The organism is Citrobacter sp. Cpo100 (genome assembly GCF_030332595.1).
Classification (GTDB): Bacteria; Pseudomonadota; Gammaproteobacteria; order Enterobacterales; family Enterobacteriaceae; genus Citrobacter; species Citrobacter portucalensis.
On sequence record NZ_JAOWHM010000037.1, the window covers coordinates 1,216,506 to 1,241,261 of the forward strand.

General features: G+C 50.8%; 25 protein-coding genes. 10 read left to right on the top strand and 15 right to left on the bottom strand.

From position 1 onward, the window contains the following. Positions 1-47: 47 nt before the first annotated feature. From potI to OGX96_RS21625, 8 genes are all read right to left on the bottom strand, one after another. A complete protein-coding gene (gene potI / locus OGX96_RS21590; RefSeq protein ID WP_008784246.1) occupies positions 48-893 on the bottom strand; it encodes a putrescine ABC transporter permease PotI in 846 nt (281 codons plus the stop codon). Beyond that, a complete protein-coding gene (potH, locus tag OGX96_RS21595) occupies positions 890-1,843 on the bottom strand; it encodes a putrescine ABC transporter permease PotH (protein ID WP_071445005.1) in 954 nt (317 codons plus the stop codon). Before potH ends, potI begins: the two co-directional genes overlap by 4 nt. Positions 1,844-1,852: 9 nt before the next feature. Beyond that, positions 1,853-2,986, bottom strand: a complete 1,134-nt coding sequence (gene potG / locus OGX96_RS21600; RefSeq protein WP_008784245.1) for a putrescine ABC transporter ATP-binding subunit PotG — start codon at positions 2,984-2,986, stop codon at positions 1,853-1,855. 138 nt (positions 2,987-3,124) lie between these two features. Then, positions 3,125-4,237 carry a spermidine/putrescine ABC transporter substrate-binding protein PotF gene (potF, locus tag OGX96_RS21605; RefSeq protein WP_136391668.1) on the bottom strand — a complete coding sequence of 371 codons (1,113 nt, stop codon included), beginning with the start codon at positions 4,235-4,237 and terminating at the stop codon, positions 3,125-3,127. Positions 4,238-4,670: 433 nt separating this feature from the next. After that, positions 4,671-5,147 carry a type III secretion system chaperone family protein gene (locus tag OGX96_RS21610; protein ID WP_100272709.1) on the bottom strand — a complete coding sequence of 159 codons (477 nt, stop codon included), beginning with the start codon at positions 5,145-5,147 and terminating at the stop codon, positions 4,671-4,673. 90 nt (positions 5,148-5,237) lie between these two features. After that, the gene (gene rimK, locus OGX96_RS21615; RefSeq protein WP_003831660.1) at positions 5,238-6,140 is read right to left on the bottom strand and encodes a 30S ribosomal protein S6--L-glutamate ligase; all 903 of its coding nucleotides are present in this window, start codon (positions 6,138-6,140) and stop codon (positions 5,238-5,240) included. Between the two features lie 59 nt (positions 6,141-6,199). Continuing rightward, positions 6,200-6,922 carry a nitroreductase NfsA gene (gene nfsA / locus OGX96_RS21620; RefSeq protein WP_079934663.1) on the bottom strand — a complete coding sequence of 241 codons (723 nt, stop codon included), beginning with the start codon at positions 6,920-6,922 and terminating at the stop codon, positions 6,200-6,202. Then, positions 6,906-7,196 carry a DUF1418 family protein gene (locus tag OGX96_RS21625; protein ID WP_003831656.1) on the bottom strand — a complete coding sequence of 97 codons (291 nt, stop codon included), beginning with the start codon at positions 7,194-7,196 and terminating at the stop codon, positions 6,906-6,908. The genes nfsA and OGX96_RS21625 overlap by 17 nt, the downstream gene beginning before the upstream one ends. A 172-nt stretch (positions 7,197-7,368) precedes the next feature. Between OGX96_RS21625 and OGX96_RS21630 the strand changes: the two genes are divergently transcribed. After that, positions 7,369-7,632 carry a GrxA family glutaredoxin gene (locus OGX96_RS21630; protein WP_008784241.1) on the top strand — a complete coding sequence of 88 codons (264 nt, stop codon included), beginning with the start codon at positions 7,369-7,371 and terminating at the stop codon, positions 7,630-7,632. A gap of 34 nt (positions 7,633-7,666) precedes the next feature. Here the strand turns inward: OGX96_RS21630 and OGX96_RS21635 are convergent, their stop codons facing one another. After that, positions 7,667-8,047 carry an inner membrane protein YbjM gene (locus tag OGX96_RS21635; protein ID WP_003035356.1) on the bottom strand — a complete coding sequence of 127 codons (381 nt, stop codon included), beginning with the start codon at positions 8,045-8,047 and terminating at the stop codon, positions 7,667-7,669. Positions 8,048-8,316: 269 nt separating this feature from the next. Here OGX96_RS21635 and OGX96_RS21640 point away from each other — a divergent pair, with 269 nt between their 5' ends. Together OGX96_RS21640 and OGX96_RS21645 are read left to right on the top strand one after the other, a co-directional pair. Next, positions 8,317-10,002, top strand: a complete 1,686-nt coding sequence (locus tag OGX96_RS21640; RefSeq protein ID WP_003831652.1) for an aspartate:alanine antiporter — start codon at positions 8,317-8,319, stop codon at positions 10,000-10,002. Positions 10,003-10,272: 270 nt separating this feature from the next. Then, positions 10,273-11,070: an SDR family NAD(P)-dependent oxidoreductase gene (locus OGX96_RS21645; protein ID WP_286584191.1), complete on the top strand. Its 798-nt coding sequence runs from the start codon at positions 10,273-10,275 to the stop codon at positions 11,068-11,070. On the opposite strand, the gene OGX96_RS21650 is transcribed toward OGX96_RS21645, so the two are convergent. Continuing rightward, positions 11,057-11,617 carry a TetR/AcrR family transcriptional regulator gene (locus tag OGX96_RS21650; RefSeq protein WP_003831648.1) on the bottom strand — a complete coding sequence of 187 codons (561 nt, stop codon included), beginning with the start codon at positions 11,615-11,617 and terminating at the stop codon, positions 11,057-11,059. The genes OGX96_RS21645 and OGX96_RS21650 overlap by 14 nt on opposite strands. Before the next feature lie 85 nt (positions 11,618-11,702). Between OGX96_RS21650 and OGX96_RS21655 the strand changes: the two genes are divergently transcribed. The 3 genes from OGX96_RS21655 to OGX96_RS21665 all read left to right on the top strand — a co-directional run bounded on the left by OGX96_RS21655 (position 11,703) and on the right by OGX96_RS21665 (position 14,115). Beyond that, positions 11,703-12,911, top strand: coding sequence for an MFS transporter (locus OGX96_RS21655; protein ID WP_286584192.1), 1,209 nt, complete (start codon positions 11,703-11,705; stop codon positions 12,909-12,911). Continuing rightward, positions 12,911-13,726 (top strand): Cof-type HAD-IIB family hydrolase, encoded by an 816-nt coding sequence (locus tag OGX96_RS21660; protein ID WP_286584193.1) that lies wholly within the window; start codon positions 12,911-12,913, stop codon positions 13,724-13,726. The genes OGX96_RS21655 and OGX96_RS21660 overlap by 1 nt, the downstream gene beginning before the upstream one ends. Positions 13,727-13,833: 107 nt before the next feature. Next, the gene (locus OGX96_RS21665) at positions 13,834-14,115 is read left to right on the top strand and encodes a hypothetical protein (protein ID WP_003831642.1); all 282 of its coding nucleotides are present in this window, start codon (positions 13,834-13,836) and stop codon (positions 14,113-14,115) included. Between the two features lie 216 nt (positions 14,116-14,331). Here the strand turns inward: OGX96_RS21665 and OGX96_RS21670 are convergent, their stop codons facing one another. After that, on the bottom strand, positions 14,332-15,564 hold the full coding sequence (locus tag OGX96_RS21670; RefSeq protein ID WP_186413561.1) for an MFS transporter: 1,233 nt from the start codon (positions 15,562-15,564) through the stop codon (positions 14,332-14,334). Positions 15,565-15,861: 297 nt separating this feature from the next. Between OGX96_RS21670 and ybjG the strand changes: the two genes are divergently transcribed. Together ybjG and deoR are read left to right on the top strand one after the other, a co-directional pair. After that, positions 15,862-16,470 carry an undecaprenyl-diphosphate phosphatase gene (ybjG, locus tag OGX96_RS21675; RefSeq protein WP_286584194.1) on the top strand — a complete coding sequence of 203 codons (609 nt, stop codon included), beginning with the start codon at positions 15,862-15,864 and terminating at the stop codon, positions 16,468-16,470. A gap of 64 nt (positions 16,471-16,534) precedes the next feature. Then, on the top strand, positions 16,535-17,293 hold the full coding sequence (gene deoR / locus OGX96_RS21680) for a DNA-binding transcriptional repressor DeoR (protein ID WP_032942805.1): 759 nt from the start codon (positions 16,535-16,537) through the stop codon (positions 17,291-17,293). 45 nt (positions 17,294-17,338) lie between these two features. Here the strand turns inward: deoR and dacC are convergent, their stop codons facing one another. Beyond that, on the bottom strand, positions 17,339-18,541 hold the full coding sequence (gene dacC, locus OGX96_RS21685; RefSeq protein ID WP_020996521.1) for a serine-type D-Ala-D-Ala carboxypeptidase: 1,203 nt from the start codon (positions 18,539-18,541) through the stop codon (positions 17,339-17,341). A 328-nt stretch (positions 18,542-18,869) separates the two neighbouring features. On the opposite strand from dacC, the gene OGX96_RS21690 reads away from it, so the two are divergent. Next, positions 18,870-19,496 carry a glutathione S-transferase family protein gene (locus OGX96_RS21690; RefSeq protein WP_003831628.1) on the top strand — a complete coding sequence of 209 codons (627 nt, stop codon included), beginning with the start codon at positions 18,870-18,872 and terminating at the stop codon, positions 19,494-19,496. 5 nt (positions 19,497-19,501) lie between these two features. Here OGX96_RS21690 and OGX96_RS21695 read toward each other — a convergent pair whose 3' ends face one another. Together OGX96_RS21695 and bssR are read right to left on the bottom strand one after the other, a co-directional pair. Continuing rightward, on the bottom strand, positions 19,502-20,599 hold the full coding sequence (locus OGX96_RS21695) for a PQQ-dependent sugar dehydrogenase (RefSeq protein ID WP_032942802.1): 1,098 nt from the start codon (positions 20,597-20,599) through the stop codon (positions 19,502-19,504). Between the two features lie 102 nt (positions 20,600-20,701). Beyond that, positions 20,702-21,085, bottom strand: a complete 384-nt coding sequence (bssR, locus tag OGX96_RS21700) for a biofilm formation regulator BssR (protein WP_286584195.1) — start codon at positions 21,083-21,085, stop codon at positions 20,702-20,704. Between the two features lie 220 nt (positions 21,086-21,305). On the opposite strand from bssR, the gene OGX96_RS21705 reads away from it, so the two are divergent. After that, positions 21,306-22,232 carry a LysR family transcriptional regulator gene (locus tag OGX96_RS21705; RefSeq protein WP_286584196.1) on the top strand — a complete coding sequence of 309 codons (927 nt, stop codon included), beginning with the start codon at positions 21,306-21,308 and terminating at the stop codon, positions 22,230-22,232. 32 nt (positions 22,233-22,264) lie between these two features. Here OGX96_RS21705 and glgP read toward each other — a convergent pair whose 3' ends face one another. Continuing rightward, positions 22,265-24,715 (bottom strand): glycogen phosphorylase, encoded by a 2,451-nt coding sequence (gene glgP / locus OGX96_RS21710; protein WP_286584197.1) that lies wholly within the window; start codon positions 24,713-24,715, stop codon positions 22,265-22,267. Positions 24,716-24,756 lie beyond the last annotated feature (41 nt).

Consider the following 24,756-nt stretch of genomic DNA (forward strand, 5'->3'; position numbering starts at 1 on the left):
GCCACCACAGCTGCGCCGTATAGACAGGTTGGCAGATTTTAGTTTTTTCAGCCGCGTCTTGCACGTTGGATATCGCGGATCCGTTGTTTTTCTGTTCGCGCCATCAGATACCACGCGATAAATCCGATAATTCCTACCACACCAAGGATCAGCGTCGCCAGGGCGTTGATCTCCGGGTTCACCCCCATACGTACGCTGGAGAACACCAGCATCGGTAACGTTGTGGCGCCAGGACCAGAGACAAAGCTGGCTATAACCAGATCATCGAGTGACAGCGTGAAGGCTAATAACCAACCGGAAATCACGGCCGGCATAATCATCGGCAGGGTGATGACGAAAAAGACCTTCAGCGGCGTGGCGCCGAGATCCATCGCCGCTTCCTCAATGGAGTGATCCAGTTCGCGCAAACGTGAAGAAATCACCACCGCTACGTACGCCGTACAGAAAGTGACGTGCGCCAGCCATATGGTCAGCATGCCGCGATCCGCTGGCCAGCCGATGGCGTGAGCCAACGCAACAAACAGCAGCAGCAGCGACAAACCGGTAATAACATCCGGCATGACCAGCGGCGCGGTGATCATAAAGGCGAAACCATTCGAACCACGAAAACGACCAAAGCGCACCATTACCACGGCGGCGATGGTGCCAAGGATTGCCGCCATCGTCGCAGCACCCGCAGCAATCGTTAAACTCATGCCGACGGCGCTTATCATCGCGCTATCGTGAAAAAGCTCGCCATACCAACGTGTTGACCACCCCGCCCAGACCGTCACCAGCTTCGAGCTGTTAAACGAATAGATAACCAACATCAGCATCGGCGCGTACAGGAAGGTAAAGCCCACTACCAGGATAAAAATACGCCACGGCGAGCGAACGACCGGTAAGTTATTCATCCGTGTTCCCCCACGCTTTTTTGCTGATATTTGTGGAACCACATGATCGGCACAATCAGTAGCAGCAGCATAATAATGGCGACAGCAGAAGCCACCGGCCAGTCGCGGTTATTGAAAAATTCCTGCCACAGCACGCGACCAATCATGATGCTATCCGGGCCGCCCAACAGTTCCGGGATCACAAACTCGCCAACAGCCGGAATAAATACCAGCATTGACCCGGCGATAATCCCACCCTTGGTCAACGGCACAATCACGCTAAAGAAGGTCTTAAGCGGCCGGGCACCTAAATCCAGCGCCGCTTCCACCAGCGAGTAATCGATACGGGTCAGCGCGGTATAAATCGGCAGCACCATAAAGGGCAAATAGGCGTAAACAATACCGATGTAGACCGCCAGATTGGTGTGCAAAATCGTCAACGGTTGGTCGATGACGCCCAACCACATCAGGAAGTTGTTCAGCACGCCGTTGTTTTTTAGGATCCCCATCCAGGCATATACGCGAATTAAAAACGAGGTCCAGGACGGTAGGATCACCAGCAACAGCAGAATATTACGCGTTGAGGGTTTACTGTGCGCGACGGCCCATGCCAGCGGGTATCCCAGCAGCAGGCAACAGATTGTCGAAATTCCCGCCACCTGTAACGATTGCATGTAGGCATCGAAATAGAGCGGATCGTCCGTCAATTGCAAAAAATTGCCTAAATTGAGCGTGATGGATAACTGATCGTCAGCCCATGAAACGAGGTCCGTATAGGGAGGAATAGCGCGCGCCATTTCAGCCAAACTGATTTTGAAGACGATCAGAAAAGGCAGCAGAAACAGGAGCAGCAGCCACACATACGGCAGCGCGATCACCAGCTTGCGCCCGTGCTTCATTTGCAGCCGCGACATAAACAGCGTGAATCGCCCTGCTTTATCCACGCGTGCCGGAGGTTCAAGTGTACTCATCTTCGCTCCTTAAACCGTCAACACCACACAGCTGTCCGCATCCCAACATAAACGGACTTCGTCACCCCAGGTTGGTAATCCCTTGCGATAACGATGCTCATTTTGTAGCTGGGCGCTCAACATCTGGCCGCTTTTCAAACGTACGTGGTACACCGACAAATCGCCCAAATAGGCAATGTGTACCACTTCGCCTACCGCGAAGTTATAACCCTCTGGCGGAGGGGCTTCGCAGAGCATGATTTTCTCCGGGCGCAGCGCAACGTATACCGGGACGTTATCGACAATAGACGCATCGGCGTCCACTTTCAGCGGATGCACCAGTCCAGGAGACTCAATCACCAGACCATCTTCCTGGCGTTCTTTTAGCAGTCCCTCAAAAACGTTTACCGAACCGATAAACTCTGCGCTGTAGCGCGTAGTCGGATGCTCGTAGATCTCTTCCGGCTCGCCGATCTGGACAAATTTGCCACGGTTCATGATCGCGATACGGCCCGCCATCGTCATGGCTTCTTCCTGATCGTGTGTCACCATCACGCAGGTCACGCCGACGCGTTCAAGGATATCCACCACTTCCAGTTGCATGCGGTCTCGGAGTTTTTTATCCAGCGCTCCCATCGGCTCATCCAGCAGCAGCAGTTTTGGCCGTTTCGCCAGACTACGCGCCAGTGCCACACGCTGACGCTGGCCGCCAGAAAGCTGATGCGGCTTGCGTTTGGCGAACTCCTGCATATGCACGAGTCCCAGCATCTCATTCACCCGACTGGCGATTTCAGCCTTCGGCAGTTTGTCCTGCTTGAGGCCAAAGGCAATGTTCTGCTCGACAGTCATGTGCGGAAACAGAGCATAGGACTGAAACATCATATTAATCGGACGCAGATAAGGCGGGACATGCGCTAAATCGACGCCATCAAGCATGATTTGCCCAGTAGTCGGCAGTTCAAATCCCGCCAGCATCCGTAGCAGAGTCGATTTGCCACAGCCGGACGCGCCGAGCAGAGCAAATATTTCACCTTTGTAGATAGTAAGATTGACGTCATCAACGGCGTGCTGACCGTCAAATGACTTGGTCAGATTGCGAATTTCAAGCAGCGGGGTCAGCGCTTTGCGGATTTTCGCTTGTGGGCGTGGGGTTGCATCATTCACTCAGGTGCTCTCCGGCATAAAACAAAGAAACGGTGCAAATAACGCACCATAAAGGTGCGTATTGCCGGGTTATATGTGTCCGGGCTCAACGCTGCCCGGCAGGCAAAAATCCTGCCGGGTCATGTCCCAAACATCGGTTTATTTCCCGCTTTTTACCTTCGTCCATGCGCGGGTACGTACACGATCGATCTTCGGATCCTGTACTTTCAGTGTGAACAGCTTGGCGCGAACATCCGCAGGCGGGTAAATGCCCGGGTTGTCACGAACTTCAGGGCTGACCAGAGCCGTCGCTTCTTTGTTGGCATTGGCATAAAACACGTGGTCGGAGATATGCGCAATCACATCAGGGCGCAGCAGGTAATTGAGGAACTGATAGGCTTCATCTTTGTTTTTCGCATCGGCAGGCATCGCGAATACGTCAAAGAACGCCATTGCACCTTCTTTAGGAATTGAGAAGGAGATATTGACGCCATTTTTCGCTTCTTTCGCACGGTTTGCCGCTTGCCATACGTCCCCTGCCCAGCCAATCGCGACGCAGGTATCACCGTTTGCCAGGTCGTTGATATATTGCGAAGAGTGGAAGTAGCGAATATTTGGGCGCAGCTTCAACAGCAGATCGGTTGCTGGCCCGGTGTAATCATCCGCTTTGGTACTGTTTGGGTCTTTACCCAAATAGTTCAGCACCGTGGCAAACACCTCTTCGGGCGCATCGAGGAAAGAGACGCCGCAGCTTTTGAGTTTTTCCAGATTTTCTGGCTTGAGGATCAAATCCCAGCTATCAACCGGCGCATCCGGCCCCAGCACCGCTTTGACTTTATCCACGTTATAGCCAATACCGGTCGTAGCCCACATATACGGCATCGCGAACTTGTTGTCCGGATCGTGTTTACCCACCAACTTCAGCAGTTCAGGATCAAGATTTTTCCAGCCCGGCAATTTGCTCTTATCCAGCGGCTGGAATACGCCCGCAGTCAGTTGACGCTCAAGGAAGCTGGCAGAAGGAACGACAAGATCAAAGCCGGTGCTGCCAGCCATGAGCTTACCTTCCAGTACTTCATTGGAATCAAATACGTCATAGATAACTTTAATTCCGGTCTCTTTTTCAAAATTAGCCACCGTGTCCGGGGCGATATAATCAGACCAGTTATATATATGCAGCGTTTTTTGTTCAGCAGCGAGCGTGCCGGCAGAGATGGCCATCAGAGCACCCGCAACCAGGCCTGATAACCATTTTTTATTTAAGGCGGTCATAATCTCTTTCCTTCTGAAAGTTCGTTAACAAACGAACAAAAATGTCACACTCTAATGATATGCAAGAAACGTGCATATTCTTTCATGCGGCACCGATGAAAAGAGAGACCTCTCCTCATGCCGCTGTTGCTCGCTGGCATCCGCCGATGCATTCAACACACATTGTGGCCACAGGTCAGGTCACAAGGGGTTGTTTAAATGATGACGTTGGTAAGCTTCGCAAGAATAACTTTAGCCAGGAATTGTGGATATAGCCCAGATTAAAAAACGTCTTTTATCAATTTTTTATGCAGGAATTGTCTATGACATAAAGCGGAAGGCGCTGAATCGAGGTGAATAATTCTTTAATGAAAGGTTAAATGCAGAATAAAAACAGGCAATACGCAACCGCTCTGGCAGCGGCTGCGCGATATATGTCCAGATTCAGGAAGAATTAATGGAGGAAATGAATTTCAGCGGTGCTGTTTTGCGCATCTTCTTCAGCATTAAATAACAGCTGATGCGCTCCGGCTTCGAGGATCACCATCGATATTTGCTCTTCGCTCTGGCGAACAAAATATTCAAACTGCTCAAACGTTACGCCCGGCGTAACGGATAAAGACTGGCAAACCACCAGCTTTGGCAGATTATCATCCTGCATATCCAGAAAAGCTTTCACCGTCAGTGAACTGGCATTGATCGCAGACAGATCGGCTGCCAGTGGCAGCAATGCAGAAGGTCTGACTTCCGCCATCGCAGAAAACAGAATGACGTTATCGACCAAATCAACTTTTGCATCAAAGATGCCGTCAAAATTCTGCATGTGTGGCAAGTGCAGCGCCTGACAGGTATCGCATTCAAAAAAACTCATGCCCAGGTCGTCGAGCCATTGACGCAACGTATCCAGAGTGGGAACGACCAGTGATGTCATAATAATGTGCGACCTCTATTGATGAAAAAAATACCGGCACAGCTTACGCAAAAAGAGCGTGTCATACCACGATCGCAATCGATATTGCGCTTAGCCGCCGATTTTAAGACAAAATTCAGGAGTAGCATGGCGCTCGATCCACTGGATCATTTTCGCGGCAATGTCTATTCCGGTGGTTTTCTCCACGCCTTCCAGCCCCGGAGACGCGTTGACCTCCATGACCAGTGGCCCTCGATCAGCACGCAGAATATCAACGCCTGCAACGTCCAGGCCCATCGTCCGGGCGGCTTTGAGCGCAATTTCTCTTTCGCGCGGCGTGATACTCGCAATAGTCGCCACCCCACCGCGATGGAGATTAGAACGAAAATCGCCCTCTTTAGCCCGTCGTTCAATGGCGGCCACTACTTCATCGCCCACCACGAAACAGCGGATATCGCGACCCTTCGCTTCTTTGATATATTCCTGAACCAGGATATGGGCATTCACCCCACGAAAGGCATCTACCACGCTTTCTGCAGCCTGCCGCGTTTCCGCCAGCACCACGCCAATACCCTGGGTGCCTTCAACCAGTTTCACCACCAACGGCGCACCGCCAACCATGTCAATCATGTCGCTGGTATCGTCCGGAGAGTGAGCAATTCCGGTAATGGGTAAATCAATTCCCTGACGCGCCAGCAGTTGTAGCGAACGCAGCTTATCGCGCGCTCGCGTAATCGCTACCGATTCATTCAACGGATAGCTACCCAGCATCTCAAACTGGCGCAGCGCCGCCGTCCCATAAAAGGTAATCGCGGAACCAATCCGCGGGATCACCGCATCGAAATGAGGAAGCTGACGGCCCTTGTAATGAATAGAGGATGCCGCCGGGCTGATGTTCATATAGCAAGAAAGGGGATCGATAACTTCAACCAGGTGACCGCGCTGCATCGCCGCTTCACGCAGGCGTTTACAAGAATAGAGCGTTCCGTCCCGGGACAAAATGGCAATTTTCACCCTGCACCTCTCTGAATGACTTGGTAAAAGCTGGCGTATCATACACTGGGTTAAAATCTTTAGCGCGTAGCCCATCCCTGTTTATGCAAATATTCCAGGATAAAGGGGCGACTTTCTTTAATGATGGTACGGCGAATATGATCGCTCCAGGTGTCGCGGCGGGTATTGCTGCCTCGGGTCAGATAGTACTGCGCGAGCTGCTCATCATATTGCGCCAACACATCACTGTTGAGTGGCTGGTATTGGTTTTCTTGCACCACAAGCGACGCGGGCAGGCGCGGCTTGATATCCGGGTTATCCGCAGGCCAGCCGAGGCACAATCCAAAGAGCGGCAGAACATGTTGCGGAAGCTTCAGCAGTTCGGTGACCGGCTCAATATTGTTACGCAAACCGCCAATAAACACGCCGCCAAGTCCCAGCGACTCTGCCGCCGTCAATGCATTTTGCGCCATCATTGCAGTATCAACCACACCCAGCAGCAGCTGTTCCGCCAGCCCAAGTTGCGCGTCAGGGCAAATCTGCAAATGACGGTTAAAATCAGCGCAAAACACCCAGAACTCAGCGGCCTGTGCCACATGCTTTTGACCGCCAGATAAGGTAGCCAGTGATTCACGCAAGGATTTATCCGTTATGCGAACGATCGTCGTGCACTGTAGAAAACTGGAGCTTGACGTTCCCTGAGCGGCGGCAATAATCGCCTCACGCTGTGCATCCGAAATGGCATCATCAGTAAAATGGCGAATGGAACGGTGGCTGCGGAGTAAATCAATGGTTGGAGTCATCTCTTTTGTCTCTGTCTGAATCAGTTGAATCACCGGGTGTGCGAGACATCAGTTGCGGTGCCAGCAGTTGAGCAACACGCCACATCAACGCCACCGCAGCAGGGAGCATCAGCAGTACGCCCAGAAATATCATCACCACGCAGGCTAACGGGCTGTTAAGCGGTGCGGGCAAGGTGAGGTAATCGTTAAGCGATAGCAGCGCCAGCGATAACAAAACCATCCCAATTATTTCCAGCATCAATACGCTTTTGGGTAATACACCAATTGTGCGCATACGCGGCCTCCCGGCGAAATGGCTTCCATTATAAAACGTTCCGGCTTGCCGTGTTTAACAGATATAGCTTGAGGATATCAAAGCAACAGGCTGAACCTGCTTTCCATCCGTCACAAATCGCGGCATCATAACCATTATTGCCATCCGGCCTGATAAGTTCGAGGAGAAAGAGATGTTTGCCGTTATTTTTGGTCGCCCAGGGTGCCCGTATTGCGTGCGCGCAAAAGAATTAGCAGAAAAATTAAGCAGTGAGCATGAAGATTTTAACTTCCGCTACATTGATATCCATGCTGAAGGAATTACCAAAGCAGATCTGGAAAAGACGGTAGGTAAGCCAGTTGAAACCGTTCCGCAGATTTTTGTCGATCAAAAACACATCGGCGGCTGCACGGATTTTGAAGCTTGGGCAAAAGAGAACATGAATCTGTTCGCCTGATAGCGGTTTCTACGCCCTCACCTTGAGGGCGTCATCAGTTCTTTTTCCGCCGTTGATGCTGATTGAATAAGCTACTGATAAATAAAAAACATAATGCGCCAAGCGCGCACCAAAACACCGCACTAAACAACCACGCCAGCTCTTGCCACAATGAACGCGTCGGCATAAAAACGAACCGCATCAGTAACAGGCAGCACGGCGCCGCCAACATTGCACCAAGCAGGGGTTTGAGCACTTCCCGACGATGGGAAAAAAAGCTTGCTGCAGCACCCGGTAAGATAAAAAACAACAATCCGACCTCAGGATGCCCTGCCGCTCTGAATGCCCCTTTCACGTTCAGCGTTAATGAAAGACACACCACAATAAAGAGCACAAAGCAGCAGACCGCACTCGCCCAACTTTGCTTATGTTTCAATCGTTCCTCCTGACACATTCTCTATCGAACACTCTTTTCGCCCGCAGGCGTCCAGTCAGATAAAGTAACTCGGCATTCCATGCCAAAAACACACCCACACGATTCTTATAGCCGTTGATACGTAATGAGATTAAACTAACCGCATATATTGTTATGCTGCATTATTCGGGGCTGTGTACGATGCTATCGCCCCTTAATTTCTGGCAAAAACATTAGCGTAAATTGCCATTTCTTTCAATAGCTTACTAGTAAACAAGAAGTTAGTCTCCGTGAATATAAACGTCGCAGATTTGTTAAATGGGAATTACATCCTGTTATTATTTGTGGTCCTGGCTCTGGGCCTGTGTCTGGGCAAATTACGTCTGGGTTCAGTCCAACTCGGTAATTCCATTGGCGTTTTAGTGGTCTCCCTATTATTAGGTCAGCAGCACTTTAGTATTAACACCGATGCATTAAATCTCGGCTTTATGCTGTTTATTTTTTGCGTCGGCGTCGAAGCCGGTCCCAACTTTTTTTCGATTTTTTTTCGCGATGGGAAAAATTATCTAATGCTTGCCCTGGTGATGGTCGGTAGCGCAATGCTGATCGCGCTGGGGCTGGGTAAGCTATTTGGCTGGGATATCGGCCTGACGGCGGGTATGCTGGCTGGCTCGATGACCTCAACGCCGGTGCTGGTCGGCGCGGGTGATACCTTGCGCCATTCAGGAATGACAGGGACACAACTTTCAAGCGCTCTCGATAACCTGAGCCTGGGTTACGCCCTCACCTATTTGATTGGTCTGGTCAGCCTGATTGTTGGTGCGCGCTATTTGCCGAAACTCCAGCATCAGGACCTGCAAACCAGCGCCCAACAAATCGCGCGTGAACGAGGTCTGGACACCGACGCCAATCGTAAAGTGTACCTCCCGGTGATCCGCGCCTATCGCGTTGGCCCTGAGCTGGTGGCATGGGCCGATGGCAAAAATCTGCGCGAACTGGGTATTTATCGCCAGACCGGTTGTTACATTGAACGCATCCGTCGCAACGGCATTCTGGCCAACCCGGATGGTGATGCGGTGTTGCAAATGGGCGATGAGATAGCCCTGGTGGGTTATCCGGACGCCCATGCTCGCCTCGATCCCAGCTTCCGTAACGGTAAAGAGGTGTTCGATCGCGATCTGCTCGATATGCGCATCGTCACTGAAGAAATTGTGGTGAAAAACCACAATGCCGTTGGTCGTCGCCTGGCCCAGTTGAAACTAACCGACCATGGTTGTTTCCTGAACCGCGTGATCCGCAGCCAGATTGAAATGCCTATCGATGACAACGTCGTACTCAATAAAGGCGACGTGTTGCAGGTCAGCGGTGATGCTCGTCGCGTGAAAACCATTGCCGATCGTATCGGCTTCATTTCAATTCACAGTCAGGTGACCGATCTGCTGGCCTTCTGCGCCTTCTTTATCATCGGTCTGATGATCGGGATGATCACCTTCCAGTTCAGTAATTTCAGCTTCGGCATTGGGAATGCGGCTGGACTGCTGTTCGCCGGGATCATGCTGGGCTTCCTGCGAGCCAACCACCCCACATTTGGCTATATCCCACAGGGTGCGCTGAATATGGTGAAAGAGTTTGGCCTGATGGTATTCATGGCAGGCGTCGGTTTAAGCGCAGGCAGCGGCATTGGTAATGGCCTGGGTGCCGTCGGTGGTCAAATGTTGATTGCCGGTCTGGTAGTCAGCCTGGTTCCAGTTGTCATCTGTTTCTTGTTTGGTGCTTACGTATTGCGCATGAACCGTGCCCTGCTGTTTGGTGCCATGATGGGCGCACGTACCTGTGCTCCGGCAATGGAAATCATCAGCGACACCGCACGCAGCAACATCCCTGCGTTAGGTTATGCAGGGACCTACGCGATTGCCAACGTTCTGCTGACATTAGCGGGGACACTCATCGTCATTGTCTGGCCTGGCCTTGGTTAGCGCTGAAATTTTCCCTTAATTGAAAAATTTTTGCAGGTAAGCAGAACTTTTCTTCAAGGCGTCAGTCATAACTATTGCCACTGCTTTTCTTTGATGTCCCCAATTTGTGGAGCCCATCAACCCCGCCGTTTTGGTTCAAGGTTGATGGGTTTTTTGTTGCCTGAAATTTGCGTTCATCGCCTTCCACCTCTGAAACACCTCCCAAATTTGCAGCATGCTGGTTATGGCACATACTTTAAAACGGTGCTTTATCGGGGATGGGGGTTAGTCATGTTGCTTACTGGCAAAGTCGCAGTAATTTTTGGTGGCAGCGGGGCTATTGGTAGTACGGTTGCGCAGGCCATGGCGCGCGAAGGAGCCCATGTGTGTCTGGGTGCTCGCAGCCAGGAAAAACTTGATCGGACGGCCAGTATTATCCGAACGGCAGGTGGTACAGTCGAAACCTTTATCACCGATGTACTCGACGAGCACAACGCATCGAAGGAAGTTACCCGCCTTGCGCAGCAAACCGGTGGAATAGATGTGGTGGTTAACGCAACGGGATTTATGCACGAACAGGGCAAACGCATTGACGCATTATCCCTCTCTGAGTTTATGAGCGGCATCACCCCTTTCCTCTCGGCGCAGTTCAATATCGCTAAAGCCGTAACGTCGCACATGGGCGGCAATCGTGCGGGCGTCATTCTCAGCGTTGTTGCCCCCGCGGCCCCGATGGCGATGCCTGGTCATCTGGGTCATATTGTTGGTTGTGCAGGAACAGAGGCTTTTATTAAAGCGTTCGCCAGCGAGGTAGGACCGGCAAATATCCGGGTCGTCGGCGTGCGCTCGCATGCGATTGTGGATGCTGTTGCAGCTGGCTCCTATACCGGAGAAATTTTCTCCGCTAAAGCACAGTCAATGGGTTTAACCGTCGATCAATGGTTAGGGGGTGCGGCGCAAAGTACCATGCTCGCGCGCCTGCCTACGCTTGCACAAATCGCTGAGGTCATGACCTTTCTTGCTTCAGACCATGCCAGCGCCATGACCGCGACGGTGGTGAATATTACCGGAGGCGCTACGCACAGCTGACTGTCGCGGGTATCCCTGCAATACGCTCCACCATCAGCAAGATATCTTCTCGCTGCAGCGGTTTTTTGTCCGTGACAAAATGCAGCGTCATTCCTTCAATAAACGCATCCAGCGCCCGCGCCGTAACCGGGTCAAACCACTGCTCCAGCGTTTGTTGGCTGCGTAGCATCCAGTTCTGCATCACCGTTTTCAACGCTGGTTTACGGCTGGCAAAAGCATACAGCTGATACATGAGCTCCATATTATCAGGCGTTGTGACCTGAGAGCCGTAAATCATATCGGTAATGGCATGGCAAGCCTGCGACGCATCCTTAACATCGGCAAAAAAGTCCTGATACTGCAGCATCATCCTGTCAGTAAAACGGCCAAATGCCTCCATCAAAAGCTCATCGATTCCCGAAAAGTAATAGGTCATAGAACCCAGTGGTACCTCGGCAATCATAGCGATTTTACGGTGTGTAACCCCATGAATACCATGGGCTATTACTGCATCCAGAGTCGCCTGAACTATTTTTTCCCGCCGCTGCGGATCGTTTGCACGTCGCACTACATTTCCTCTTCTTGCATTTGTGTACAAATGTACACAGTCTTGCTAATGTTGTCTCCTTCCCTCTTTTCTTTGGCTCGAATTCATGATTGGCATCTCATCACGCAAAGCCTTAAGACGTCGCACCTGGGCGCTGTTCACGTTCTTCTTTTTACCAGGATTATTAATGGCCTCCTGGGCAACGCGTACCCCTGCCATCAGAGATATCCTCTCCATCTCCACTGCCGAAATGGGTGCGGTGTTGTTTGGGCTCTCTATTGGTTCGATGAGTGGCATACTTTGTTCGGCCTGGCTGGTGAAACGATTTGGCACGCGTAAGGTGATCCGCACCACCATGTCTTGTGCAGTCCTCGGAATGGCGATCCTCAGCGTAGCGCTCTGGCTGCATTCCGCATGGCTTTTCGCGTTTGGCCTGGGCGTATTTGGCGCCAGCTTTGGTGCGGCAGAAGTTGCCATCAACGTCGAAGGTGCGGCAGTTGAGCGCGAAATGAACAAAACCGTGCTACCGATGATGCACGGTTTTTACAGCCTCGGAACGCTGGCAGGGGCTGGGGTTGGAATGATGCTTACCGCCTTCAGCGTCCCGGCTACCGCGCATATTCTGCTGGCAGCGATGGTTGCTATCACACCAATTTTCATCGCCATCAAAGCTATTCCTGACGGCACGGGCAAAAATGCTGCTGATGGTTCTCACTCCGTTGAAAAAGGACTGCCTTTTTATCGTGATATCCAGCTATTGCTGATCGGTGTTGTTGTGCTGGCGATGGCATTTGCTGAAGGTTCCGCCAACGACTGGCTTCCACTGTTAATGGTGGACGGACATGGATTTAGCCCGACATCAGGCTCGCTGATTTATGCCGGTTTTACGCTGGGTATGACCGTTGGGCGATTTACCGGCGGCTGGTTCATCGACCGTTACAGCCGCGTTGCGGTGGTGCGCGCCAGTGCGCTGATGGGCGCTCTCGGGATTAGCCTGATTATTTTTGTCGACAGCTCCTGGGTGGCGGGTGTGTCCGTTATTCTGTGGGGACTCGGCGCATCGCTCGGTTTCCCGCTGACCATTTCAGCCGCCAGCGACACCGGCCCCGATGCCCCAACCCGCGTCAGCGTCGTGGCGACCACCGGTTACCTGGCGTTCCTTGTTGGACCGCCGCTGCTGGGCTATCTGGGTGAACACTATGGCCTGCGCAGCGCTATGTTAGTGGTGCTGGCGCTGGTGCTTGTCGCCGCCGTCGTCGCGAAAGCGGTAGCGAAACCGGATCTCAAAAATACCACGGTGATGGAGAACAGCTAATGAGTATCAAACTAATTGCGGTCGACATGGACGGCACATTTTTAAGCGACCAAAAAACTTATAACCGTGAGCGCTTTATGGCGCAATATCGCCAGATGAAAGAACAAGGGATCCGCTTTGTAGTCGCCAGCGGCAACCAATATTATCAGTTGATTTCCTTTTTCCCCGAACTGGCCAATGAAATCTCATTTGTCGCCGAAAATGGTGGTTGGGTGGTCAGTGAAGGAGAAGATGTCTTTAACGGCGAACTGGCTAAAGACGATTTCCATGCCATCGTAGAGCATCTGCTGACCCGCGCTGATATCGACATTATTGCCTGTGGTAAAAACAGCGCCTATACGTTGAAACAGTACAGCGATGAGCATAAGAACGTTTCCGCCATGTATTATCATCGTCTTGAATTTGTAGATAATTTTGACAACCTCAACGATGTTTTCTTCAAGTTCGGGCTGAATATTTCCGACGACCGAATTCCACAGGTACAGGCCGATCTCCACGAGGCGATTGGCGATATTATGGTACCAGTGCATACCGGCTATGGCAGCATCGACTTAATAATTCCCGGCGAGCATAAAGCTAACGGTCTGCGCCTGCTGCAACAACGCTGGAATATTAACGACAATGAAGTTGTTGTATTTGGCGATGGCGGAAATGATATTGAGATGCTGCGCCAGGCAGGATTTAGTTTTGCAATGGCCAACGCCCATGAGCCGGTGATCGAGGCGGCAAAATATCGCGCAGGCTCGAACAACGAAGAGGGCGTTCTGGATATTATTGACCGCGTGTTAAGGAATGAAGTACCGTTTACGCATTAACGGCTCAGCACAGACGGCAACAAAATGATGGCATGATCTATTCATAATCCGCCTCAAATTAACCCGCTGGATTATTACTTCCAGTGAATATTTCAGGCGAGCGGATCATGAAGAAAAGTGTACTAATGGCGACATTGTTGCTGGGCTTTGCGGGGACAACATTTGCACAGAGCGTTACCGTTGATGTCCCCAGCGGTTATAAAGTGGTGGTAGTGCCCTCTTCCGTCAGCGTCCCGCAGGCGGTCAGCGTAACTACCGCACCACAAACGGTATATGTTGCTCCAGCGCCTGCTCCGGCCCCTGTCTATCGCGCACATCCTTATGCGCGACATGTGGCAAGCGTCGGTGAAGGGATGGTTATCGAACATCAGATTGACGACCATCACTAAGTTTCGTAAGGCCCGGACAACCGTAATACTGGTCAGTTAAGATCTTTGGTGAGCGGTAGGCCGGATAAGGCGTTTACGCCGCCATCCGGCAATTTGCTACAGGCCGCCGAATGGCGCTTCGCTTATCCGGCCTACAGCGTGATTCTATTATCAACATAATGATGAATTTATCGGCGTCATTATGCTTATCTGCGCTGGATTGCGGAAATCCGGACCTTAACCTTCCCGGGAATTCCCTACCCGTTTATCTTTCAGGAAGATAACCATCAGAATCAGCCACAGTACGCCGCTTGCCAGATTGAACAGGCTGAACAAGCCGTTCCCTCCCAGCAGATACGCGTGTTTGCTCAACTCAATACCGACGGTAAAAATCAGCATCTGCAACATACCCATTGCGGCAGAAACAGTACCCTTACTCATTTCGCTGGCAAACAGCGTCAGGCGCACCAGCCCCGCATTCGCCACGCCAATGCCAAACGCATAGATGCTCAAACCCGCCGTCATCCATAGATATGCATGGGATGACATCACCGTGGCCGCAGCGGCAATAATCAGGCCAACGGCGATTGGCCAGCCGCCCATGATAATGAGCGAACGCACGGTTTTTCGCGAAGTCAGACGCGCCAGCACCAGGTTACCAGCAATCAACGCGCCAAAAATCGGCACCTGCAACAGACCATATTCGTAGCTGCTGAGATGTTCACCACTGATGATAATAATCGGGGACTGCGCAATCCACGCCAGTAACGGCAGGCTGACAAAACCCAACGCCAGTGCGCCTGCAACGAAGCGCACGTTCCTCAGCACCAGCTTATAATCCTTGCCCAGCTCTTTAATGGACAGCTTTTCACCAAGCCGGGTTGCCGTTTCTGGCATCGCGCGTTGCAGACCAAAAAAGGAGATGGCCGCCAGAGCAGCAAACAGGATAAACATCCCTTCCCACGGCAGAACATGTACCCAGGCTGCGCCTACCAACGGACCCAGCAGTGGCGCAATCAGCGCCACGTTTGCCATCAGCGCGGTAATTTTTATGCAGACCGCTTCTTCAAAGGATTCCTGAATGGCGGCGTAACCCACTGCACCAATAAAGCACAGGCTTATCCCCTGTAAAAAACGCAGGAAGGTAAATTGCTCAATATTCTGTGCAAGCAGGGTTGCAAGGCAGGTAACGATGAACCAGATCACACCGGTTAACATTACCGGACGACGACCAATACGGTCCGACAGCGGTCCTAACAACCACTGCAAAAACATGCCGCCTGCCAGATAGGCGGTCATGGACGTAGGTACCCAATCTAATCCGGCGTTATATTGCGCCACCACCGCCAACATTCCGGGCTGGATCATATCGTTGCCGATATAAGTGGAGAATTCGTAAAGCACAAGACAGAGCGGGAATAGTAATGCCTGACGCCCCAAACGGACGCCTGAAGATAAACGGTTCTGCATGCAATCTCTTAACTATAGAAAAATCGCGCAAAGTGTAATAAATGCGCCGTACTGGTGATAGTGAATTATGTGATTTGAAAGCAAAATGCGCACATTTTTACACTCATTTGCTCAAGAACATTTTGCTTTAAGGTTAATTTAAGTTGAGACCGCTATCATGCTCAATAAGTCTCATTAATTGTCTTAAAAATCGTCATTTAACAGGCAAATAAGACAAGACCGCTTTTTATCCCGTGAAAGCAATTTTATGCTCTCCCCAAATGGGTCTATTTAACGATTACACTGAGTCTGGACGTTATGCTGGAAAATCTGAACAATTCGCTTTTTTACTTGATCAATGCAACACCCGACTCTGCGCAATGGGCAATTTCGCTCGCCATTTTCATTGCCAAAGATCTGATCAGCATTGTGCCGCTGTTAGCCGTTGTGCTCTGGCTTTGGGGACCTCGTGGTCAGGTTACGCTCCAGCGCCAGTTGGTCATAAAAATGGCCATTGCGTTGGTAGTCGGTCTGACGATTTCCTGGCTGATGGGGCATCTTTTCCCCCACGATCGTCCGTTCGTTAACCACATCGGCTATAACTTCCTGCACCATGCGGCAGATGACTCTTTCCCGAGCGACCACGGTACGGTTATCTTTACCTTTGCTCTGGCCTTCCTGTTCTGGCATCGCTTGTGGACGGGTGTTCTGCTGATGGTTGTCGCCGTGGCGATTGCCTGGTCACGTGTTTACCTTGGCGTTCACTGGCCGCTGGATATGCTGGGCGGATTACTGGCCGGGTTGATCGGCTGTCTGAGCGCCCAGATGATCTGGCAACGGTTCGGCACAAGCTTGTACCTCGGCTTGCAGACGTGCTATCGCACCTGCTTCGCTCTCCCCATCCGTAAAGGTTGGGTACGTGACTAACCCGCGGTAAAAAGAGTAGTATTAAGCGCGAAACTAAGCACTTATTCTATTCTCCAGGGGAACTATGGAAACTCGACGCGACGAGCGTATTGGTCAATTACTGCAGGCGCTGAAACGCAGCGATAAATTACACCTCAAAGAAGCCGCGACGTTGCTGGGCGTATCTGAGATGACCATTCGTCGCGACCTGAATAATCATGATGCTCCCGTCGTGCTGCTCGGGGGCTATATTGTTCTGGAACCCCGCAGCGCTAACCACTATTTAATCAGCGATCAAAAATCCCGTCTGGTTGATGAAAAGCGTCGCGCTGCCCAGCAGGCGGCGAGTCTCGTGCAGGCGCATCAGACCATCTTTTTCGATTGCGGTACGACCACGCCGTGGATCATTGAAGCGATCGACAATGAACTGCCCTTCACTGCAATCTGCTACTCGTTGAATACGTTTCTGGTGCTGCAGGAAAAACCGCAGTGCCGCGTCATTCTGTGTGGTGGTGAATTCCATGCCAGTAACGCGATTTTTAAACCGCTCGATTTCCAGGAAACGCTGAACAACCTCTGTCCGGATATCGCCTTTTATTCCGCAGCAGGTGTTCACATCGAAAAAGGCGCGACCTGTTTTAATCTGGAAGAACTGCCGGTGAAGCACTGGGCGATGTCGATGGCGCAGCATCACGTTTTGGTGGTCGATCACAGCAAGTTTGGCAAGGTGCGACCTGCGAGGATGGGGGAATTAAAACGCTTTGATACCATCATCAGCGACAGCCGTCCTGACGAGGCATTTGTTGAGTACGCTAAAGCACAACGTATCACGCTGAAGTACTAACAGATACTGCCGGACGGCGATTGCGCCATCCGGCAATAGATAAGATTAAGAGAACCAACCACCAAACCACTGGTGGAATTTCATCATCACAAAGTCCCACATGCGGCTAAAGAAACCACCCTCTTCCACATCTTCCATCACCATCAACGGACGCTGCTCAATGGATTTTCCGTTCAACTGGAAGTCGATAGTGCCCACAACCTGACCTTTCTTCAGCGGTGCAGTTAGCTGTGGTTCAGTCAGGGTAAAGCTGGCCTTCAGGTTTTTGAGCTGGCCACGCGGAATGGTCACAGACCCCCCTTCTCCGGCGCCCAAATTCACTTCACTCTTATCGCCAAACCAGACGCGCTGGGTGACGAAAGTCGCATCCGGCTTGATCGGCGTAACGGTTTCAAAGAAACGGAAGCCCCAGGTCAGCAGTTTTTCTGACTCATTGAAACGAATGCGGTCGGTTTTTGCTCCCAGCACCACGGAGATCAGGCGCATATCACCCTGGGTCGCGGAGGCCACCAGGTTGTATCCCGCCCCGGCAGTGGTCCCGGTTTTCATACCGTCCACGTTCAGGTTGGTGCTCCACAACAGACGGTTGCGGTTCGGTTGACGTATTTTATTGAAGGTAAATTCTTTCTCTTTGTGAATAGCGTACTCTTCCGGCACATCGTGGATTAACGCCTTCCCGAGCAACGCCATATCACGCGCGGTACTGAACTGTCCTGCCGCATCCAGGCCGTGTACCGTCTGGAAAGTCGTGTTTGTCAGCCCCAGTTTTTTCGCATAGCCGTTCATCAGACCAATAAAGGATTCCTGGCTACCGGCAACGTAATCAGCGAGTGCAATACAGGCATCGTTACCTGACTGAATGATAACGCCTTTATTCAGATCGGACACCGCGACCTGATCGCCGGGCTTGAGGAACATGACAGACGAACCGCGCAGGGCTGGATTACCGGTCGCCCAGGCGTCTTTGCCCACGGTGACCATGTCGTTGAGGTTAATTTTTCCGGCCTTCAGCGCCTGCCCAACCACATAGCTGGTCATGATTTTGGTCAGACTGGCAGGATCCAGTTTCTCATCAGCATTACCTTCCGCCAGCACCTTACCACTGGCGTAATCCATCAGAATCCACGCACGCGCGTCCACGCTCGGCGGGGCCGTCGGTTGCTCCGCCGCCTGTACGGTCGGCGCCAAAAGGATTAAGAGTGCAGAACCTGCAGCAAAGCTGCGAAGTGAAGAGAAGTATTGCGTCATAAATGCCACCCGAGTATCCATTCCAAAAAACCACGTCATACCACACCGTGTTTACACAAAACCGGCCAAGCGACCTCGACCAACCCATGCAGAAAAAGTCTGATGGATGACGTGTAAAATAAGTGCGGTGAGTAATAACGCACTAACGAGCTTAAAGAAACCGTAAGTTGGTAAAGTTTTTAAAGTTTATGCAATAACGCCGCGCTGCGCTGCTCCTGGCACGATTTTTTTAGACTTTGTTGCGTAAATATTAGGTTTACCCCACCATGTGAGCTAGTCAGATGGCATCTGCAGCCATAAAGCTGCTCAATTAATTTGCGGGGTTACTATGATTACACTGTGGGGTCGCAATAACTCGACCAACGTAAAAAAAGTATTGTGGACGCTCGAGGAACTGGAACTGCCGTATAACCAAATTCTGGCGGGCGGGCAGCATGGCGGTAACCGCGATGCCGACTATCTGGCACTGAACCCGAACGGACTGGTCCCGCTGCTACGCGATGATGAAACGGACGTTGTATTGTGGGAATCCAATACCATTGTCCGCTATCTGGCCGCTCAGTACGGACAAAAACGTTTGTGGATTGACGCCCCGGCCGCGCGCGCCGTCGGTGAAAAATGGATGGACTGGGCAAATCAGACGCTAAGCCCTGCGCATCGGGTTATCTTATTTGGTCTGGTCAGAACACCTGCCGATCAGCGCGATATGGCGGCCATTGAGGCAAGTAAGCAAGTTTGCGATAACCTGTTTGCCATTCTGGATAACGCGCTGGCAGACCAGCCATGGTTCTCCGGGGCTGAATTTGGCACGGCGGATATCGCTGTTGCACCGTTCATCTATAACCTGTTCAACGTTGGTCTGAGCTGGACCCCGCGCCCGCATCTGGAACGCTGGTATCAACAACTGACCGAGCGACCGGCGTTTCAAAAAATCGTGATGATCCCGGTCAGCTAACCAAATCAGGGACTCACTTTCAGTAATTCCCCGTCGGACTCGTCGGTTAACACGTACAAATAACCGTCTGGTCCGACGCGAACATCACGGATCCGCTGCCCCCTTTCCTGCAACAGACGACCATCCTCAGTGACCGTATTCCCTTTAACGCTCAGCACGATCACTTCTTTATCTTTCAACGCGCCGATGAACAACTTTTGCCGCCACTGCGGGAAGGTATCGCTATTGTAAAAAGCCATTCCACTAACCGCCGGCGACTTTTCCCAGTAAAAGATGGGTTGTTCCGTGCCAGCAACAATTTGACCTTTTGCTTCGGGAATTTTCAAACCACTGTAGTTAACACCCCAGGTCGCGATAGGCCAGCCGTAGTTTTTCCCTTTCTCGGGGATATTGATTTCATCGCCTCCGCGTGGACCATGCTCATTGAGCCACAACACATCACTCCACGGATTCATCGCCATACCCTGCGGGTTGCGGATGCCATACGACCAAATCTCTGCCCGCGCTCCTGCCATGTTCACAAACGGATTATCCGGCGGAATTTTTCCCTCGTCGGTCAGTCGGACTAATTTACCCTGCAATTTATCCAGGTCCTGGGCGGTAGCGCGTTGATTATTCTCCCCAAGGCCAATAAACAGATAACCGTTACCATCAAATACCAGACGTCCACCAAAATGGTTTCCGGTGGAAAGCTTTGGCTGTTGGCGAAAAACGGTCTGAAATCCTTGCAGATGTTTGAGATCGTCACTCAATCGCCCGTAGCCTACCGCAGTGCCCGCTTTGCCTTCGCGGTCGGCTTCAGCGAAGCTTAGCCATACCCGGCGAGATTGTGCAAAATCCGGTGCTAACGCCACATCAAGCAGTCCTCCCTGACCATTTGCCCAAACTTTGGGTACGCCGGTCAGCGGGTCGGAAAGCCCTTTATCAGGCTGCCAGAGTCGAAGCTGTCCACCTTTGAGCGTAATGAGCATACCGCGGTTATCGGGTAAAAAAGCCAGCGACCACGGGTGATCAAGTTTAGTTTGCAGCACTTCCACTTTTACCGCGGCGGCATAAGTGGAAAATAGCGCAAGTGGAATAGCACAGAGAAAGAGTCGACGCATAACACCTCCTTAATGGCTCTGCATAAAGCGTAGCCAGCAAGGGGAATTATCCCGCTACATTTACATAACCTTGACGAAAAGGGGGAGCGCCCTCCCCCTGATTCAGACGTGTTCCAGCGTTGGGTAAGGTTGCAAACTCTGGATACTTAGCGTCAGCGTTGTCAGGCAGTTTTCCAGTTTCTCTGCGTTAACGGCGATAAACGTTGGACAATCGTGATGTCCACTCATAAGACAAACAGCGGCGGCGGCTAACGCCCCTTCAGCACGATGAAGGGCATTCCACTCTTCCTGATCAAGATGCATACCGTGAAGCTGTGATTGCTCGTGCAATTCGCGATTCAGTGCAAAAAAAACATCACGCAGGCGATCGCTCTCGCTAACTGACATGTAGCCTTTCGCTTTTCTCAACTGCAGATAAGCGGCAAGTTCGATACGGGCGTTTATCAATTTGTTGAGAAGATCGGTTCTCAGTCTGTCAACAACCATACTTTGTTCCTCCTCTTTCCAACTATGGTGCAACTTAATAGTATGGTTGTTTTTTGAACAAATAGATGTCCTACATCAATAAAGCCCAATTGATTAACATAATTTACAATGTTACAACTTCATCCGGTACGCTTATCGAAAGCGCCCAGTGTCTGACTCGCCTGACTTTTTTTGCTATACCTGATGTGGTTACTGCCATGGTGTTGATGATGAGGGGTCTATGTCGAAAGCAAATGATGCAGAAAAGATACGCACACTATCAAAAATAGATCTCAATCTGCTGACCATTTTCTGTTTGATCTATAGCGTGGGTAGCATTTCCAGAGTCGCTGACATGCTGAACATCTCACCTTCCGCCGTCAGCCAGTCATTAAGAAAACTGCGCGAAATGATGGGGGATAATCTGTTTGTCCGTAGCGGGAATGCACTGTTACCGACGGTCTATTCTGATGAACTGTATGATAATACAATCCCAATTATCGATAAGCTGTCAACGCTGATGCCGCTTTCCACGCCTGCCACCAAAAAAAGGTTAACGCTTTATACGGAATCTTTTATTTCCCCTATCGTTATTCCAGATGTCACCGCCAGAATAATCGAGACTGACGCCGATATCAGCCTCCTGCACCTTACCGCCGACCTGAATGAACAGAGTATTATTGAACTGCTGAATATGCGTCAGGCAGATGCCGTTTTTTCTACCTTTGCCGTAGAGTCAGCAAGTCTTTCATGCCAGAAAATATGCGATATGCGCCTGGTACTGGCGGCCTCGCAGAATAATTCTTTATATGGTAACACCATCAGTGAAGCGCAATTCAGAAACGCTAACCTGGTCGGTTACAATACTAAGAATGAGAAAATCATTTATCATCGCAGTATTGTGGATAAAAAATTCAGAATCGGAGAACGCTGCCTGCTTACCTCATCGTTTACGGCGATTCTGACGATTGTGTCCAATACCCATTGTTTAGGGGTGATCCCGGAAAAGGTATTTGAAACACACGCTCAGCTGTATGGACTAAAAAAAATAAACACTCCGTTTCCCTTGCCACAATTTAGCGTGTTTGCCTCATCGCGCAAAGAAAGCAATACCCACAAAATCCTCTCACCTATTCTGGCTGATTTGCAAACAGCCTCCCTGTTATGAAAACCAGAGAGGCTGAGCGTTAGAAATACTGGCTACACGCGTATTTTTGCTATGCGCCAGATATGGTCGGCATATTCCTGAACCGTTCTGTCCGACGAGAAATACCCCATGTTAGCAATATTATGCATGGTTTTTGTCGTCCACTCCCGGGGAGTACGATACAACTCATCCACCGCATCCTGACAATCTACATAGCTGCGATAATCTGCCAATACCTGATAGTAGTCGCCGAAGTTAATCAATGAATCCAACACGTCTCTATAACGCCCTGGCTCCTGCGGACTGAACACCCCTGTACCGATTTGCGTCAGCACCCGATGAAGTTCCTCATCCTTTTCAAAGATGTGCCTCGGGTCATAGCCATCACGTCGCAGAGTTTCAACCTGATTAGCCGTATTGCCAAAGATAAAGATGTTATCTTCCCCAACGTATTCGCGCATTTCGATATTCGCACCGTCGAGCGTACCGATAGTGAGCGCACCATTCATACCGAATTTCATATTGCTGGTCCCGGAGGCTTCCGTCCCGGCTAGGGAAATTTGCTCTGACAGATCGGCTGCCGGAATAATTAGCTGAGCGAGACTGACGCTGTAATCCGGAATAAATACTACTTTCAGTTTGCCGCCAATCAGCGGATCGTTATTGACTAACTGCGCCACATCGTTAATCAAGCGAATAATTTGTTTTGCCATGTGATAAGAGGAGGCCGCTTTTCCGGCAAAGATATTCACTCGCGGTACCCAGTTGGCATCCGGCGCGGCTTTAATCCGGTTATAGCGTGTAATAACGTGGAGCACATTCATGAGTTGCCGCTTGTACTCGTGGATGCGTTTCACCTGCACATCAAACAGCGCATCAGGATTCACCACCACTCCGTAGTGGGTGGCAATATGGTGCGCCAGCCGCTGCTTATTTTCACGTTTCGCACGATGCACTGCCTCATTCACCGACGGATAATCTATAAACTGCTTCAGCTCGCCCAACTGCATTAATTTAGTCCGCCAGCTGTCACCGATATTTTCGTCCAGCACTTTGGCAAGCGGTGGATTCGCCAGCGCCAGCCAACGACGCGCAGTCACACCATTGGTTACGTTGGTGAAACGCAGGGGAAAAATATTCGCAAAATCTGCAAACAGTGATTCGGTCATCAGTTTTGAATGCAATGCCGACACGCCGTTTACCTTATGACTGACAACTACCGCCAGCCAGGCCATACGCACCACACGACCATTGGACTCATCAATTAACGACACACGTTTTAGCAGATCGCTGTCATTACGATAACGTTCCTGTAAGGTCTTCAGAAAACGATCGTTAATCTCAAAAATAATCTGCAAATGGCGCGGCAAAATTCGACTTAGCATTTCTACTGGCCAGGTCTCCAGCGCCTCACTCATCAACGTATGGTTTGTATAAGAAAAAATCTGACAAGTCACGTCAAACGCGTTATCCCAACTAAACTGATGATGATCAATCAATAAACGCATCAACTCAGGGATCGCCAGTACCGGATGCGTATCATTAAGGTGAATCGCAATTTTATCGGCCAGATTGTCGAAAGTTTTGTGCAACTGATAATGACGACTTAGAATATCCTGAATCGTCGCCGAGGCCAGGAAATAGGCCTGGCGTAAACGCAATTCACGCCCCGCATCGGTGGAATCATCCGGGTACAAAACCCGCGAGATACGATCGAAGTGGTATTTGTTTTCCACTTCAGTAGCAAAGTCGTCCTGCTGATTCAGTTTGCCCGCATTAACTTCGCTATTCACCTGCACGTTCCACAAGCGCAACGTATTAGTCGTGTCCGTCGCATAACCTGGAATAATTTGATCATGCGCCACGGCCAGAATATCCTCGGTTTCAAGCCAGCGGGTTTTATTCCCCTCCTGTTGAACACGCCCGCCAAAACGTACTTTATAATGCGTATTATGACGTTTGAACTCCCAGGGATTACCGTATTCCAGCCAATAATCGAGCGACTCTTTTTGTACACCGTTAACGATATTTTGTTTGAACATACCGTAGTTATAACGAATACCGTATCCACATCCCGGCAACCCAAGCGTCGCCAGTGAATCAAGGAAGCAGGCCGCCAGACGACCGAGACCACCATTACCTAACCCGGGATCGTTTTCTTCGTCAATCAGTTCTTCCAGTTCAAGCCCCATTGCCTCCAGCGCGCTTCTGACTTCATCATAAAGACCTAAAGAGAGCAATGCATTGGATAGCGTACGACCAATTAAAAATTCCATCGACAGATAATATACCTGGCGCGCATCCTGAGAGAATTGCGCCCGATTAGAACGGTGCCAGCGCTCGACCATCCGATCGCGTACCGCATATAACGTCGCATTAAGCCACTCCCGTTTCGTGGCGATTGCGGGATCTTTGCCAATAGTGAATAAAAGTTTATTAGCAATATCATCTCTAAGTTTATCAACATCAGAGTCCGTGGCGACCGGAAGTGGCGAAATATACATATTAACGTTACCTTTCAAATTTTGTAGGATGGTAATAGACA